This window comes from Mesorhizobium sp. RCAM 06353 (genome assembly GCF_059683585.1).
In genome coordinates this window covers 2,325,740-2,340,330 of sequence record NZ_CM185031.1, presented here as the reverse complement: position 1 = coordinate 2,340,330, position 14,591 = coordinate 2,325,740, and the positions used below count along the sequence as shown (strand labels likewise).

The following is a 14,591-nucleotide window of genomic DNA, read 5'->3' as shown; positions in this document are numbered from 1 at the left end:
CGGTTTGGGACAGCTAAAAAGCCAATAAAATCATCCTCATAATTTCGACCGCACTGCTTTCACGGGGACCCGTCTGATGATCAAGTCCGAACTTGTGCAGATTATTGCCACGCGCAATCCGCATCTTTTCTTGCGCGACGTCGAAAACATTGTCGGCGCGATCTTCGACGAGATCACCGACGCCCTTGCCGAAGGCAACCGGGTCGAGTTGCGCGGCTTCGGTGCTTTTTCGGTGAAAAACCGCCCTGCCCGCACCGGCCGCAACCCGCGCACCGGCGAATCCGTCGAGGTCGAGGAGAAATGGGTGCCGTTCTTCAAGACCGGCAAGGAACTGCGCGAAAGGCTGAACGGCGGCAAGTAAGCGCGGCTTCAGCGCCAGCTTCCGACGGAAAACATAATGCTCAATCGTTTCATGCTCATCGTGGTCTTCGTGCCCCTGGCGATCATTCTGATTGCCTTGGCCGTCGCCAATCGCGAACTCGTCGCCTTCACGCTGGACCCGTTCAATCCCGGCAATCCGAAGCTGACGCTCACCTTGCCGCTGTTCATCTTCCTGTTCCTGGCGGTCGCCATCGGCATGATCGTCGGCAGCCTGGCAACCTGGGTCAAGCAGGGCCGCTACCGCAAGTTGGCGCGCCAGCGTGGCGTCGAGGCCGAAAACCTGCGCCAGGCGGTCAGCCGCGCGCCGTCGGCACCGCAGGGACCGGTCCAGGGATCGGCCCAAGGGTCCGCGCTGCCGAAGCCGACCAATTGAGCCGCCGGCCGGCGGCTTTGTTTCCACGGAGCTTTCCATGCTGACCATTTCGGCCGCCGAGGTCGATCATGCGCTGACCTTTCCTGGACTGGTCGAGACGCTGCGCACGGCTTTCCGCGACGTCGCGGTGCAACCGGTCAGGCATCATCACGCGGTCGAACGGCCCGATGGTGCAGCCTCGACCCTGCTGTTGATGCCGGCATGGACCGATTTCAACGCTGCCGGCACATCTTCCGGCGGTTATATCGGCGTCAAGATCGTCACTGTCTCGCCCGACAACAACGCCATCGGCAAGCCGGCAGTGATGGGGCTCTATCTCCTGCTCAACGGCGCCACCGGCGAACCGGAAGCCCTGATCGACGGCCAGCGGCTGACGCAGTGGCGCACCGCCTGCGCCTCGGCGTTGGCGGCTTCCTATCTGGCACGCGAGGACGCCTCCAGGCTGCTGGTGATCGGCGCCGGCGCACTGTCACCCTTTCTCGCCAAAGCGCATTCAGCCGTGCGGCCGATCAAGACCATCCGCATCTGGAACCGGACGCTGGCCAATGCCGAGAAGGTCGCGGCCGATCTGCGCGCCGATGGCTTCGCGGCAAGTGCTACAAGCGATCTCGATGCCGAACTTGCCGAGGCCGACATCATCTCCTCGGCAACGATCGCCACCAAGCCGCTGATCAAGGGCGCGCTGCTGAAGCCGGGGGCTCATGTCGACATGGTCGGCGCTTTCACGCCGACCATGCGCGAAAGCGACGACGATGCGATCGCGCGCGCCAGCGTCTATGTCGACACCCGCGCCGGCGCCACCAAGGAGGCCGGCGACATCGTCATACCGCTTGCGTCGGGCGTGCTGAAGCCGGAAGCCATCCTCGCCGACCTGCATGAACTGGCGCGCGGCCAGAAGAAGGGCCGCGCGAGCGCCGATGAGATCACGCTGTTCAAGTCGGTTGGCGCGGCTCTCGAGGACCTTGCCGCCGGCATCGCCGTCTACAAGGCGCTCAAGCCGTAGCCTCTGCAAGCGTCTTCGCAGCGCCCATCGCCTCGGCGATCAGGCGAAAATCGTGATCGTTGATTTCGAAAAGACCGAAGCGAAGCTGATACCCCCAGTTCGACTTGCCGGCTGTGAAATCCAGCCGGTCGAGCAGTGGCTTGATCGGCGCTTCTTCAGCCGCCATCCACTCAACGTCGCGGCGAAAGGGCATGAAGCCGCCGCCCATCTCGCCTTGATAGGGCTCGCCTTCCCGCACAGTGCCGATTGCCGTGAAAGCCTGCAGGCCATCCTTTTCGCCCAAAATTGTGGTCGGCGAATAATAGATGATGCCGTCGCCAGGCTTGACGCGGCGCAGCGGCGCCGCCTTGCCGTGGTTGACCTGCATGAAGCCGGCTGCCCGACCGCGCCGGACATGCTCGGCCGACGCAACCGCGATCCAATACGCGCTCATTTCTGTTCCCCATCGGACAGCCAGTAGACACGCAGGCGGTGATTGTCGGGATCGAGCGCAACGAAGGTGCGGCCGAAATCCAAGTCGGTCGGCGCCTGCAGGATCTTCAACCCGCGTCCCGACCAGTCGGCATGGGTGGCATCGACGGCGTCAGGCGTCTCCAGCGCGAACACGATCTCGGCGCCGCCTCCGGATGCGGTCGCCGCCGGCTCGACCGTATGGCGCGACCAGAGGCCGAGCTTGAAGCCGTTGTCGAGCACGAACAGCACGAAGGTCGGCGCGCTTTCGACCGGCTCGCGCCCCAGCAGCGCGCTGTAGAAGGCGCCGCTCTGCAGCGGCTGGTCGACATAGAGGATGACGAAATTCGGCATAGTCACGTGTGCTCTCCAAAGTTCAGCGTTTCGATGTACTGAATCTAGAATAGGCTACTGTCAGATTCTGGCAGTAGCCGTCATCACCCCCGCGGCTTGTCGAGCGTCGCCCGCCATTCCTTGAGCAGCACCTGGCGCCGACGGGGATAGCGCGTATCGGTTGCGTCGAGGCCGGATATGCGATCGGCGCGAAAATGGCGGAAGTCCTGCCGCATCTCGCACCACGCCACCACCACCCGCACCTTGTCGAAGAAACCGAGCGCGAACGGCCAGACGACACGTTGCGAAGCAGCACCCCCGGCGTCGTGGTAGAGAAAACCGAGCTTGCGTTCGTTGCGGATGGCCTGCCGCACGGTGCCCAGATCGATGCCCTCGATGGCATGCGCCGGCGGCCCGACCAGCAGCGTCGAGGCATCGAGATCCTCGCGCAGATCGTCCGGCAGCACGGCCGCGATCTTGGCCAGCGCGTTGGCGGCGGCGGCCGACAGGCGCTGGTCCGGCTGCTTGGCGACCCAGCGCGATCCCAGCACGATGGCCTCGATCTCCTCATCGCTGAACATCAGTGGCGGCAGCATGAAGCCGGGCTTCAGCACATAGCCCAGACCCGCCTCGCCCTCGATCGGCGCGCCTTGCCACTGCAGCGTGGCGATGTCGCGGTAGAGTGTGCGGATCGAAATCCCAAGCTCATCGGCCAGCACATGTCCGCTCACCGGCCGGCGATGCCGGCGCAGGCACTGGATGAGGTCGAGCAGGCGTTCGGAGCGGGACATGATTCTCGGGACTAGGGACCAGGTCCACGATAGAACCGCATGGGCGCGGCAGGAAGCCAGGATGGTTTCCCATCCAGCGACACCGCCGCGCCATTCGCCCAGAGGTCAGAGGTGGAACACCTTGACCTCGTTGCCACGTTCCAAGGCCTTGTTGGCCACGAACATCTGCGTCTTCGACATTTCAACCTCGCGATCGGCAAGAACCCGCAGCATCGCTTCCAGCCGGCGCAGCGCGATGGCCTTGTTGCGGTGTTGCGAGCGCTCGTTGCGCGCCGTGACAACAATGCCGGTCGGCAGATGGACGGCCCGCACCGCACTGTCGGTGGTGTTCTGGTGCTGTCCGCCGGGACCACCAGCCCGCAAGGTTTCGAATCGGACATCGGACGGTGCGATCGAAACGGCAACGGCATCCGTCAGATCCACCACCTGCACACCGACGAACCAATTCTGCCGCTTGTGGCCCGCACGCACCGGGCTCTTGAAGACGAACTTGACGGTGCCGCAATAGTCCTGCGCGAATGCTTCGGCATTGCTGCCCTCGAGGCTGAGCACGGCGGATTTGGCGCCATGCCGGTCCGGTCGGTGGCCAAACGCGACCTCGACCGTACAGCCAACCCTTCCGGCTTCCTTCTCGATGATCGCCACAAGCGCCATCAAGGCGATGCGGCATTCGACCGGTCCGTTGCCTGAGGTGACGAGCATGTCAATCGCGGCCATGGTTCGCCCTCCTTGCCATACGGTCGCGAGATGGCTTCTTGCGTGTCCGGTCGGGCGGACCCTCCATCGCCTTCTTGTAGGTCACCAGCGGTTTCATCGCCGCAAGCGTCACGACCAGGCCGGCATCGGCAAGGTCTTGCACCACCTGCCCGGCATCCTTGTAGGCGGAAGCGGCTTCCTCGATGACCAGGTTGCGGTCGTCGCAGATCAACTGTCCGCCCCATGCATTTCTGAGCAAGGCGTCGCGTTCCGACCTGGTGCGCCCGGCACGGCCGTGCATGGTGGCACGGTCGTATTTGCGGCCGGCGCCATGCGAAATGCCGCCCAGCGACGGACCCGTCCCGTCGAGTGCCCGCACCACATAGCTCAGGCTGGCGCGCGAACCGGCGATCGGTGCCAAATCTCCCGCCCGCACCGCGGCCGAGCCCTTGTGATGGACGAAACCATCGACCCGATCGCGGACAAGGTTGTGCGGCACATCTGCCACCAGCCGGACGTCGCTGCGCAGGGCGCTTGCCGCACGCTCGGCGATCAGTCGGCGGTTGAGCGATGCCCAGGTGACGCAAAGGTCATGCTGGCGACGCCAGTTCTTGCCCTCCGCGGACTCCGGATCGAGCCCGGTCGTGACCGCGGACTGGAGGTCGAGCATCTGCCCGAAGACAAAGGCACCAAGCCCGCGCGAGCCGGAATGCACCAGGAGATAGAGCTTCTGGCGGTCGAACAGGCCTTCGCCGGCCGCATCGGCCTGGTCGACCGCCTGCAGCTCGCAGAAATGGTTGCCGCCGCCGATCGTGCCCAGCACTTCCGGAAAGAGATTCGCTGGCAGATCCGAGGCAGCAAGCGCCGCATGCGGGTCGACATCTTCGGCTTCGATCTGGCGCAGGCTCTCGACGGTCTTGTCGATCCTGAGTTTGCGCAATGGTAGATCGAGCTCGAACAGCGACATGCCGCAGCCAATGTCGTTGCCGATCAGTTGCGGGTGCAGCCGCTCCGACAGCACGGCAATGCCGGTCGGGCCGTATTTGCCGGGATGCAGGTCCGGAAAGGCCGCAACCGAGGTGACGCCGGGCAACGCCGCGACGGTTTTCAGTTGCTGAAGTGCCGCGCCCTCGATCCATGTCTGCGGCGAAAAACAATGCTGGATGTGCGCAGCAGGCGCGACGCACGACGAAGGGAGGCCGAGGCCTCCGATAAAATTGCCCATGATAAGAACACTTCTGGATAAAGGTCACAAACCGGACGCCGTCAGGCATCCGTTCGACCGGCGTCAGTCAGCAAAATACTGGCTTACGCCGGAACCCTCGAGGGGTGCGCGGTGAAGATGCTCGTCATCTTTCGCTCCCATTCCAGAAACAACAATGCGGCCTCATAAACGAAGCGCGCGAAAAAACCAAGTGCGCTGCCGCAACACCACCGCACGGCTTTCAAGGCCCGGCCTTGCACTCTGTACCAATCGAGCTGCAAGCCATCGCTTGTTGCACCGCCGCTGTCCTCATGCCAAAAGCGGCACGCCGCTCGGAGATGCTCCCGCTTGAAGTCTTTTCGCGACAAACGCCGCGACAGCCGCCCGCCCGCGAAAGGCGGAACCGGAGAGGTGCGTCCGCACGAGACGCGTGGCGCCGCACGACCGGACGCCAGGCCGCGCGAGCGGCATGAGACCAGAACCGACGATCGCACCGAACCCAAATCCGCACCGCGCATCCTCGCCCGCCGCGAAGGGACGCTGCCCGCTGAACAACTTCCGGTAATCCTCGAAGTAGCACCCAACGCCGATTACGCGCTGCTCGACAGCGGCGCCGGCGAAAAACTCGAACAATACGGCCCCTACCGCATCGTGCGGCCCGAGGGCCAGGCGATCTGGCAGAAGGCCTTGCCGGCGAAGGACTGGGAGCGTGCCGACGCCATCTTCACCGGTGACACTGACGAGGAAGGCATCGGCCGCTGGCGTTTTCCGAAAACGCCGCTCGGCGAGACCTGGCCGATGAAGCATGACGGCATCGACTATCTCGGCCGTTTCACCTCGTTTCGCCATGTCGGCGTCTTTCCCGAACAGGCCTCGCACTGGGACCATGTGGCCGGGCTGATCGCGGCGGCCAGACGGCCGGTCAAGGTGCTGAACCTGTTCGGCTATACCGGCCTCGCCTCGCTGGTGGCGGCCCGCGCGGGCGCCGAGGTCACCCATGTGGATGCCTCGAAGAAGGCGATCGGCTGGGCGCGTGAAAACCAGGAGATGGCCGGGCTGGGCAGCAAGCCGATCCGCTGGATCGTCGACGACGCGGTGAAATTCGCAGAGCGCGAAGAGCGCCGCGGCAGTCGCTACGACATCATCCTGTTCGACCCGCCGGCCTATGGCCGCGGCCCCAAGGGCGAGGTCTGGCAATTGTTCGAGGACCTGCCGGCTCTCACCGACCTGTGCCGGGCGATCCTGACGCCGAAACCGCTTGCCGTGGTGCTGACCGCCTATTCGATCCGCGCCTCCTTCTTCGCCATCCACGCTCTGATGCGCGACACCTTTGCCGGCATGGGCGGCAGGGTCGAATCGGGTGAGCTGATCATCCGCGAAAAGTCCGCCGGCAGGGCGCTTTCGACCTCACTGTTTTCGCGTTGGGTGGCCTGAATGCCCCGGAGTCCTGAATGAACGAACGGCACGTCGGTGCACCCGGCCAGGTGAAGGAAGTCACCAGCCTCGCCAATCCGCTGATCAAGGACATCAAGGCGCTTGCGCTGAAGAAATTCCGCGACCAGCAGAACGCCTTCATGGCCGAGGGGCTGAAGCTGGTCATCGATGCGCTCGACTTGGGCTGGCAGATCAGGACGCTTGTGTTCGCCAAGGCCGGGCGCGGCAATGCGGCGGTCGAAAGGGTCGCGGCGCGCACGGTCGCCGCCGGCGGCACGGTGCTCGAAGTGTCGGAAAAAGTGCTTGTCGCCATCACCCGCCGCGACAATCCGCAAATGGTGGTCGGCGTCTTCTCGCAGAGATTCCTGGCCCTGAGGGACATCCGTGCCGACAATGGCGATGTCTGGGTGGCGCTCGACCGGGTACGCGATCCCGGCAATCTCGGCACCGTCATCCGCACCGTCGATGCCGTCGGCGCCAAGGGCGTCATCCTGGTCGGCGACACCACCGATCCTTTTTCGGTGGAGACGGTGCGCGCCACGATGGGTTCCATCTTCGCCGTGCCGGTGGCCAAGGCGACGACCGAAGCTTTCCTTGCCTGGCGCGGCGGCTTTTCGGGCCTCGTCGCCGGCACGCATCTGAAAGGCGCCGTCGACTACCGCTCGGTCGATTTTTCCCGTGGTCCGGTGCTACTGATGATGGGCAATGAGCAGCAAGGCCTGCCCGAAAGCCTGGCGGCGAGTTGCGACAGGTTGCTCAGGATTCCGCAAGCCGGCCGCGCCGATTCGCTCAATCTCGCCGTCGCCACCGGCATCATGCTGTTCGAGATCCGGCGCGGCGCGCTGAAGCTCGAACCCATCGCCGACCAGCAATGAAGGTTGCCCGCCCGTGAGATCATGGTCCCCCTACGCGCTGCTCGTCGTCGCGGCCATCGCGCTTGATCAGTGGATAAAGCACCTGGTCGAGGCCGGCCTGCCCTTCCAGGAAAAGCTCGATCTGGTGCCGTTCCTGGCGCTGTTTCGCACCTACAACACCGGCATCGCCTTCTCGATGTTCTCCTCCTTCGGCGACACCGGCCTGGTGGTCATCGCCGTGCTGGTCGTCGCTTTCGTGCTCTATCTCGCCACCCGCACGCCATCGGCCCATGTCATCGCCCGCACCGGCTTTGCCCTGATCATCGGCGGCGCGCTGGGCAATCTGATCGACCGCGCCGTCTACGGCCACGTCATCGACTACATCCTGTTCCACACGCCGGTCTGGTCCTTTGCCGTCTTCAATCTCGCCGACGCCTTCATTTCCGTGGGCGCGGCGCTGGTCGTCTTCGAGGAACTCATCGGCTGGCGGCGCGAGCCCACGCCTTCGAAAGATTGACCGCAGGCGGCCATCGCCGCACAGTCCACACCGAGCAAGCTCGCGGAGAAAAAGATGTCCGAAACCTTCAAAGCCATCCTCGTCTCGCGCGATGCCGACAAGAAGCAATCGGTGGCCGTGACGGATCTCACCGACGCCGACCTGATGGAAGGCGACGTCACCGTCGCGGTCGAGGCGACGACGGTGAACTACAAGGATGGGCTGGCCATTACCGGCAAGGCGCCGGTGGTCCGCCGCTGGCCGCTGGTGCCGGGCATCGACTTCGCCGGCACGGTGATCTCGTCCTCCAATCCCGATTGGCGCAAGGGAGACAAGGTCATCTTGAACGGCTGGGGCGTCGGCGAAACGCATTTCGGCGCCTATGCCGGGCGCGCCCGCGTCAAGGGCGACTGGCTGGTGCCGCTGCCGGAAGGCATCAGCGCGCATGACGCGATGTCGGTCGGCACCGCGGGCTACACTGCCATGCTCTGCGTCATGGCGCTGGAGCGGCACGGCATCCTGCCCGACCGCGGTCCGGTGGTGGTGACGGGTGCTGCCGGCGGCGTCGGTTCGATCGCGGTCTCCATCCTGTCCAGCCTCGGTTACCACGTCATTGCTTCGACCGGCCGCAATGCCGAAAGTCCTTATTTGATTAACCTCGGCGCAGCCGAGGTGATCTCGCGCGATGAGCTCAACCAGCCTGCCAAGCCGCTGGCCAAGGAACGCTGGGCCGGCGGCATCGATCTCGGTCGGCAGCCACACGCTGGCCAATGTGCTGTCGATGACCTCCTATGGCGGCGCGGTCGCGGCTTGCGGCCTCGCCGGCGGCATGGATCTGCCGTCGAGCGTGGCCCCCTTCATCCTGCGCGGCGTCTCGCTGCTTGGCGTCGATTCGGTGATGGCGCCGAAGGCCGTGCGCCTCGAGGCCTGGCGGCGCATTCGCGCCGATCTCGACCTGCAGAAGCTCGCCAGCCTGTCCACGACCATCGGCTTCGACGGCATCATCGATGCCGCGCGCGACATCGTCGACGGCAAGATCCGCGGACGCGTCGTCGTCGACATGTAAACCCGCCGAGCGGGTCGCGGGCAGCGGACGGATCGCCAACTCAGTGGCGAATCCGTCGCTGCCGGGACAAAAACGCCCTATCCGCTAAAATTCGAACGATCCGCCGCAATTTTCCATAATCTCTGTCTGGCAAGGATTTCGCATGATCGCGGAATCCGACAGCCAGCAGGTGGACAAAGGCGACGAGGTCGATGCGTTTGCTGCATCGGCGCGGCGGTTTATCGCCGCGCCGCCGCTGGTGCCCGAGCAGCGATTGGCTAGGCGGGAAAGCCTGCCGCTGCTGACCTTCGTTGCCATCATCGTACTGGCGGGCCTCGCGCATCTGACCGGGGCGCCGATCTTCATCAGCCTCGCATTGCTGGCAACCGGCCTCGCCGGCCTCGGAATGCATCTGCATGCCAGACGCAGCGTCCACCGCACCGTGGTGCTGCTGGACGAGACCACCGCCCGCAGCCGCGCCGAGATCGAGACGCTCGCCGACCGCATGTGGGAAATGCAGGAAAGCGAGGAGCGCTTTCGCGGCCTCATCGACGCGCTTGGTGATCTCGTCATCCACCGCGACCGCGACGGCTACATCGTCTATGCCAACAAGGTGTTCGCCGATCTGGTCGAAACCGATCAGCGCGACCTTGCCGGCAAGACCCTTGCCGAACTTGGCATCGAGGTCGGCATCGTGCCCGACGCCGCCTTTTCCGACCATGAGTGCCTGAGTTCCACCGACGTCGCCATCCGCACGCCGAGCGGCCCGCGCTGGTTCTCCTGGATCGAACTGTCGGTGCGCGACAAGGATAGCGGCGCGGTTTCGCATCGCGCTATCGCCCGCGATATCACGGCCCGCAAGCGCGCTGAATCCTCCCTGATCACCGCGCGCGAGCGGGCCGAGTACGCAAGCCAGGCCAAGTCGCGCTTCCTCGCCACCGTCAGCCATGAAATCCGCACGCCGATGAACGGCATCATGGGCATGGCCAGGCTCTTGGCCGACACCAGCCTGTCGCCGGAACAGCAAACCTATGTCGGCGCCGTCTCGACCTCGGCCAGCGCCCTGCTCGCCCTGATCGAGGACCTGCTCGACTATTCCAAGATCGAGGCCGGCCGCTTCGATCCGGAGCCGCAGCCGATGTCGGTGCGCGAGATTGCCGACAACATCATCGAATTGCTGGCCGCGCGCGCCTTCGCCAAGGATATCGGCCTCGGCTGCCACGTCGAACCGGATGTACCGCAACTGATCACCGCCGATCCGGGCCGGGTCAGGCAGGTGCTGCTCAACCTCATCGGCAACGCCATCAAGTTCACCGACAGCGGCGGCGTGCTGGTCAGCATCGCGCGCGCCCGCACCGAGAGCAGCGACCGCATCTGCTTCACCATCACCGACACCGGTCCCGGCCTGCGCGACGAGGACATGGAGCGGATTTTCGAAGAGTTCGAGCAGGCCGACGGCACCTCGACGCGCGCGCATGGCGGGGCGGGGCTGGGACTTGCCATCTCCAGGCGCCTAGTGGCTGCCATGGGCGGCACGATTTCGGTCTCCAGCCGGCTTGGCCAAGGGTCGGAATTCGTCTTCGAAATCCCGGCCACGGAGGCCACGGAGGCGCCGCAGGGCCGGCAGAACGTGCTTGCGGGCAGACGCGCGGTGATCCTGTCCAGGAACGCCGTCGAGGCCGACGCCATCGCCCGCACCATCCGTGCCAATGGCGGCACAGCCGGTATCGCCACCACCGTGGCGCAGGCCGCCCCCCTGGCCGAGGGCTGCGACGCGCTGCTGGTCGACGCGGCCATGGAAGAGAGTGACGGGAGGCTGCTCAAGCGGTTGCGACAAAGCGGCTTTTCCGATTGCGAAGCCATCACGCTGATCGCGCCGACCGACCGCGGCATGCTTGGCGAGTTCCGTGCCAGCGGCTACGCGACCTTCCTGGCCCGACCGGTGCGTGGGGGGACACTTTTGCGTGTCCTTTTAACCAGCCATGCGCCGGCCCTTGCCCAGCCGCAGCCGGAAAAGCGCCGCACTCCGACACTTCGCGCCTCAAGCGACCGGCAGCAGGGCCTGTCCGTGCTGATCGCCGAAGACAACGACATCAATGCCATGCTGGCTCGCGCCACGCTGTTGAAGGCCGGGCACCGCGTCAAGGTGGTTGGCAATGGCAAGGCCGCCGTCGAGGCCGTCACCAGCGCCGGGCACAAGCACCGCTTCGACGTGGTGCTGATGGACCTGCATATGCCGGTCATGGACGGGTTGGACGCCATTGCCGCGATCCGCCGCCATGAAGAGGAAACATCGGCGGCGCCCGTGCCGATCATGGTGCTGTCGGCCGACAGCCAGGAAAAAACCCGCCATACGGTGCTCGCCCACGGCGCCAGCGGCTTCGTCACCAAGCCGCTCGACCCCGATGCGCTTGTCAGCGCCGTCGAGGGCCAGGTCGCGGCCTGAGCAGCTTTTTTCCGGCGCGCGGCTAGTGCATTTCAAGTGAAAGTGACTCCGCCTTTGCGACGACGACATGCATGAAAACAAGGACCTGGCGCGCGTTGCCTGGGTTCGTGCAAACGCGACGCGCTTCAGATTTCCGCACCTAACGTAGCCGGTTGACCGTTTTCGCCAGCCGACGAAGTATTGCCCGCGACGCCGTATCACGGTACTGTCACAATCCTGTTGCACCTACACCGTATCCCCGTGCCAAGAGGGATGGCTCGAAGGAGAATCACTCGTGCATACAGTTATGCCGGAATGTGACACTCGGCCAAACGCCAGCAGCGCCTTGCTTGCCGGAGGTAACGTCGATTCCATCATAAAAGGCGCAGCACTCGGCCGTATCGGCAATCTCGAAGTGCGGCTCGCCCGCAACGAGGCCGAGATCGCGGCCGCGCAGGAAGTGCGCTACCGCGTATTTTACGACGAGCTTGGCGCCAGGAAGGACCTGTTCCAGGCGCAGGACCGTCGCGACGCCGATCGGTTCGATCCGCTCTGCGATCATCTTCTGGTGCTGGATACGACGCTTTCCGGCCCCGAACATCGCCGTATCGTCGGTACCTATCGCCTGCTGCGGCAAGAAATCGCGGCCACCGCCGGCGGTTTCTATTCCGAAGGCGAGTTCGAGCTGACCAAGCTCATCGCCCGTCACCCCGGCCAGCGTTTTCTCGAACTCGGCCGCTCCTGCGTTTTGCCGCAATACCGCTCGAAGCGCACCATCGAGGCGCTGTGGCAAGGCATCTGGGCCTATATCAACCACTACGAAATCGGCGTGATGACCGGCTGCGCCTCTTTCCACGGCACCGTGCCGGCCGCTCACGCGGAGGCACTCACCTATCTTGCCCATCACTGCCGTACCAATTCCGCCTGGGACGTGCGCGCGGTTTCCGATCGGTACTGCTCCATGGATCTGATGCCGATCGAGGCGGTCAACGCCAAGGCGGCGATCGCGGCGATGCCGCCTCTGGTCAAGGGCTATCTGAGGGTCGGCGCCCGCATTGGCGACGGCTGCGTCATCGACCGCGAATTCTCGACCGTCGACGTCTTCGTGGTGATGCCGGTCAAGGAGATCGGCGCCCGCTACGTCAACTACTATGGCGGGGAAGCGCAGCGTTTCGCCGCCTGACGCCAGCGAATAGCGAATAGCGAGTGCTGTGCCGCAATTCTGCGGACTGTCATCCCTATTCGCTACTCACTTTCTTCACGGAATATCCTCCGGCCTTCGTCCCGGCCGGCTCTTGTAGGACGGAAACGACCAGCCGAAACGCAGCGCGCCGCCGCGCACGGCGAGCGCCACGACGAAGCCGGCCAACCCCGAGACGATCTGCGGCAATCCGGCGACGTCACCCAGCGTGAAGATCGCGGCGCCCGCCAGAGCGGCCGTCACATAGATCTCCGGCCTCAGCAGCACCGATGGCTCGCCGGCCAGCAGATCGCGCAATATGCCGCCGAAGGTCGCGGTCAGCATGCCGGTGATGATCGAAACCACCGGCGAACCGGTGATTGCCAGCCCCTTCGCCGCGCCCATCACTGAAAAGGCGGCGAGCCCGATGGCGTCGAGCCACAGCAGCAGCTTGTAGCGGGATTCGACGCGGTGCGCGGTGAAGAAGACCAGAACCGCCACGACAGCGCAGATCAGCACATAGTCGCGGTTTCCCACCCAGAAGACCGGCACATTGAGGATAAGGTCGCGAAACGTGCCGCCGCCAATGCCGGTGACGCTGGCCAGGAACAGGAACCCGATAATGTCGAGCTGCTTGCGCGACGCAGCCAACGCCCCGGTCGCCGCAAAAACGGCGACGCCGGCATAATCGAGAAGGGCGATGGGATGCATGGAAGGCCAGGGCAGTAAGGGAATAGGGCAGTAAGGCAGTATGTTTAACACGAAGCGGGAGAGTTGGGACGCCCCCTCTCCTCCTACTGCCCTGCTGCCTAATCCCTAACTACGCATCCCTCTCCGCCTCGTCATTCACCGGCCCCGGCTCGACCGGCGCCTCGGCGGTGAACTTCGGGCCGCCCTTGGCGACGCCAACCATCGCCGGGCGCAGCACCCGCTCGCCGATCGAATAGCCCGGCTGCACGACCTGAACCACCGTGTTGGCCGGGACATCGGGATTGGGCACTTCGAACATCGCCTGGTGGAAATTGGGATCGAACTTCTCGCCTTCGGGAGTAAGTTTCTTGACCCCGTGCCGTTCCAGCGCCGACAGCATGGCGCGCTCGGTCAAGTCGACGCCTTCGATCAGCGCCTTGAAGCCGGCGTCGCCCGACGCCTTGGCCTCGGCGGGTATAGCGTCCAGCGCCCGGCGCAGATTGTCCGACACCGACAGCATGTCGCGAGCGAAATTCGCAACCGCATAGGTGCGGGCATCGTGCACGTCGCGCGCGGTGCGGCGGCGCAGGTTCTCCATCTCGGCTGCGACGCGCAGCGCGCGGTCCTTTAGCTCTTCATTTTCCTTCAGCAGTCGCACAAGCGCTTCGTAGTCGCCGTCGATGCTGCCTTCCGTGCGCTCGGCATTGGCCTCGGCCGCCTCGACTTCACTGGGCGCGCGTTCGTCTTTTGCCTGGTCGCTCATCGCCGTTTCCCGTCATTTCGAATGGTATGGATTTTGTGCCCGATATCGAGGTTTGGCGGCCAAAAATCAAGGGGTAAGCCACCGGGAGGACCTTCGGAGGGCCTGAACGGACCTATGACACTCCTTCGATTTTAATTCAAATTTTACCGTACTTGCCGCCTTGGCTTGCCACAGAAGCGTGGTGCGGGAACCATTCCCTTACTGGAGGAGTTTCGGAACCGACAAAGGATTTTGAAATGATGACCCGCGACAAGGCTGAAAAAGGAGAAAAGCTCGCCACCGAAGTCAGGCGCCAGTTCGGCGCCGAGGCGATGACGCGCTTTCTGCGCACCTTGCCGGCTTTCCGTGCCGAAGCCGACATTCCCAATCGCTTCAGGGAGTTGCTTGACCATCTCGATCGGGCGGAGAGCAACAGCCTTGGCAGCGGGCGCCGATAGGTGGCGCCGGCCGGGCCATCCCGGCCTCCGGAGAAC

16 protein-coding genes and 1 pseudogene are annotated in these 14,591 nt (G+C 64.5%); 10 read left to right on the top strand and 7 right to left on the bottom strand.

Annotated features, from left to right (window positions below; all coding sequences use genetic code 11):
• The first annotated feature begins 76 nt into the window (after positions 1-76).
• From AC56QX_RS11085 to lhpI, 3 genes are read left to right on the top strand one after another with little or no spacing between them, the layout of a single operon-like run.
• Positions 77-361, top strand: a complete 285-nt coding sequence (locus tag AC56QX_RS11085) for an integration host factor subunit beta (RefSeq protein ID WP_006200394.1) — start codon at positions 77-79, stop codon at positions 359-361.
• 36 nt (positions 362-397) lie between these two features.
• On the top strand, positions 398-754 hold the full coding sequence (locus tag AC56QX_RS11080; protein ID WP_497115900.1) for a DUF1049 domain-containing protein: 357 nt from the start codon (positions 398-400) through the stop codon (positions 752-754).
• A 37-nt stretch (positions 755-791) separates the two neighbouring features.
• Positions 792-1,757, top strand: a complete 966-nt coding sequence (gene lhpI, locus AC56QX_RS11075) for a bifunctional Delta(1)-pyrroline-2-carboxylate/Delta(1)-piperideine-2-carboxylate reductase (protein ID WP_497115898.1) — start codon at positions 792-794, stop codon at positions 1,755-1,757.
• Here the strand turns inward: lhpI and AC56QX_RS11070 are convergent.
• The 5 genes from AC56QX_RS11070 to AC56QX_RS11050 all read right to left on the bottom strand — a co-directional run bounded on the left by AC56QX_RS11070 (position 1,747) and on the right by AC56QX_RS11050 (position 5,252).
• Complete coding sequence (locus AC56QX_RS11070; protein WP_497115896.1) at positions 1,747-2,190, bottom strand: EVE domain-containing protein; 444 nt, start codon at positions 2,188-2,190, stop codon at positions 1,747-1,749. The genes lhpI and AC56QX_RS11070 overlap by 11 nt on opposite strands.
• Positions 2,187-2,567 carry a VOC family protein gene (locus AC56QX_RS11065; protein WP_497115895.1) on the bottom strand — a complete coding sequence of 127 codons (381 nt, stop codon included), beginning with the start codon at positions 2,565-2,567 and terminating at the stop codon, positions 2,187-2,189. The genes AC56QX_RS11070 and AC56QX_RS11065 overlap by 4 nt, the downstream gene beginning before the upstream one ends.
• A gap of 77 nt (positions 2,568-2,644) precedes the next feature.
• Entirely contained in the window at positions 2,645-3,331 is a 687-nt protein-coding gene (locus tag AC56QX_RS11060) for a helix-turn-helix transcriptional regulator (protein WP_497115893.1), read from the bottom strand.
• A 105-nt stretch (positions 3,332-3,436) separates the two neighbouring features.
• Complete coding sequence (gene prfH / locus AC56QX_RS11055) at positions 3,437-4,048, bottom strand: peptide chain release factor H (protein WP_497115891.1); 612 nt, start codon at positions 4,046-4,048, stop codon at positions 3,437-3,439.
• Positions 4,035-5,252, bottom strand: coding sequence for an RNA ligase RtcB family protein (locus tag AC56QX_RS11050; RefSeq protein WP_497115889.1), 1,218 nt, complete (start codon positions 5,250-5,252; stop codon positions 4,035-4,037). The genes prfH and AC56QX_RS11050 overlap by 14 nt, the downstream gene beginning before the upstream one ends.
• A gap of 327 nt (positions 5,253-5,579) precedes the next feature.
• On the opposite strand from AC56QX_RS11050, the gene AC56QX_RS11045 reads away from it, so the two are divergent.
• The 6 genes and pseudogenes from AC56QX_RS11045 (at position 5,580) to olsB (ending at position 12,668) form a co-directional block, all read left to right on the top strand.
• On the top strand, positions 5,580-6,665 hold the full coding sequence (locus AC56QX_RS11045; protein ID WP_497115887.1) for an RsmD family RNA methyltransferase: 1,086 nt from the start codon (positions 5,580-5,582) through the stop codon (positions 6,663-6,665).
• A 17-nt stretch (positions 6,666-6,682) separates the two neighbouring features.
• Entirely contained in the window at positions 6,683-7,540 is an 858-nt protein-coding gene (locus AC56QX_RS11040) for a TrmH family RNA methyltransferase (protein ID WP_497115886.1), read from the top strand.
• A gap of 13 nt (positions 7,541-7,553) precedes the next feature.
• Positions 7,554-8,036, top strand: coding sequence for a signal peptidase II (gene lspA, locus AC56QX_RS11035; protein ID WP_497115884.1), 483 nt, complete (start codon positions 7,554-7,556; stop codon positions 8,034-8,036).
• Between the two features lie 54 nt (positions 8,037-8,090).
• Positions 8,091-9,081, top strand: a pseudogene (acuI, locus tag AC56QX_RS11030) (acrylyl-CoA reductase (NADPH)).
• A 142-nt stretch (positions 9,082-9,223) separates the two neighbouring features.
• Positions 9,224-11,506: an ATP-binding protein gene (locus tag AC56QX_RS11025; RefSeq protein WP_497115883.1), complete on the top strand. Its 2,283-nt coding sequence runs from the start codon at positions 9,224-9,226 to the stop codon at positions 11,504-11,506.
• Positions 11,507-11,792: 286 nt separating this feature from the next.
• Complete coding sequence (gene olsB, locus AC56QX_RS11020) at positions 11,793-12,668, top strand: l-ornithine N(alpha)-acyltransferase (protein ID WP_497117728.1); 876 nt, start codon at positions 11,793-11,795, stop codon at positions 12,666-12,668.
• 75 nt (positions 12,669-12,743) lie between these two features.
• Here the strand turns inward: olsB and AC56QX_RS11015 are convergent, their stop codons facing one another.
• Complete coding sequence (locus AC56QX_RS11015) at positions 12,744-13,376, bottom strand: trimeric intracellular cation channel family protein (protein WP_202357865.1); 633 nt, start codon at positions 13,374-13,376, stop codon at positions 12,744-12,746.
• A 109-nt stretch (positions 13,377-13,485) separates the two neighbouring features.
• Positions 13,486-14,118 carry a nucleotide exchange factor GrpE gene (gene grpE, locus AC56QX_RS11010; RefSeq protein ID WP_497115882.1) on the bottom strand — a complete coding sequence of 211 codons (633 nt, stop codon included), beginning with the start codon at positions 14,116-14,118 and terminating at the stop codon, positions 13,486-13,488.
• 236 nt (positions 14,119-14,354) lie between these two features.
• On the opposite strand from grpE, the gene AC56QX_RS11005 reads away from it, so the two are divergent.
• Positions 14,355-14,555 (top strand): hypothetical protein, encoded by a 201-nt coding sequence (locus AC56QX_RS11005; RefSeq protein WP_497115881.1) that lies wholly within the window; start codon positions 14,355-14,357, stop codon positions 14,553-14,555.
• Positions 14,556-14,591: the final 36 nt, after the last annotated feature.

Excerpts from the sequence above, each read along its gene's own strand:
- AC56QX_RS11025 (WP_497115883.1), top strand. The coding sequence starts at position 9,224 with ATGATCGCGGAATCCGACAGCCAGCAGGTGGACAAAGGCGACGAGGTC.
- AC56QX_RS11005 (WP_497115881.1), top strand. The coding sequence starts at position 14,355 with ATGATGACCCGCGACAAGGCTGAAAAAGGAGAAAAGCTCGCCACCGAA.
- AC56QX_RS11070 (WP_497115896.1), bottom strand. The coding sequence starts at position 2,190 with ATGAGCGCGTATTGGATCGCGGTTGCGTCGGCCGAGCATGTCCGGCGC.
- AC56QX_RS11015 (WP_202357865.1), bottom strand. The coding sequence starts at position 13,376 with ATGCATCCCATCGCCCTTCTCGATTATGCCGGCGTCGCCGTTTTTGCG.
- AC56QX_RS11080 (WP_497115900.1), top strand. The coding sequence starts at position 398 with ATGCTCAATCGTTTCATGCTCATCGTGGTCTTCGTGCCCCTGGCGATC.
- grpE (WP_497115882.1), bottom strand. The coding sequence starts at position 14,118 with ATGAGCGACCAGGCAAAAGACGAACGCGCGCCCAGTGAAGTCGAGGCG.
- AC56QX_RS11085 (WP_006200394.1), top strand. The coding sequence starts at position 77 with ATGATCAAGTCCGAACTTGTGCAGATTATTGCCACGCGCAATCCGCAT.
- AC56QX_RS11040 (WP_497115886.1), top strand. The coding sequence starts at position 6,683 with ATGAACGAACGGCACGTCGGTGCACCCGGCCAGGTGAAGGAAGTCACC.
- olsB (WP_497117728.1), top strand. The coding sequence starts at position 11,793 with ATGCCGGAATGTGACACTCGGCCAAACGCCAGCAGCGCCTTGCTTGCC.
- AC56QX_RS11060 (WP_497115893.1), bottom strand. The coding sequence starts at position 3,331 with ATGTCCCGCTCCGAACGCCTGCTCGACCTCATCCAGTGCCTGCGCCGG.
- lhpI (WP_497115898.1), top strand. The coding sequence starts at position 792 with ATGCTGACCATTTCGGCCGCCGAGGTCGATCATGCGCTGACCTTTCCT.
- prfH (WP_497115891.1), bottom strand. The coding sequence starts at position 4,048 with ATGGCCGCGATTGACATGCTCGTCACCTCAGGCAACGGACCGGTCGAA.
- AC56QX_RS11050 (WP_497115889.1), bottom strand. The coding sequence starts at position 5,252 with ATGGGCAATTTTATCGGAGGCCTCGGCCTCCCTTCGTCGTGCGTCGCG.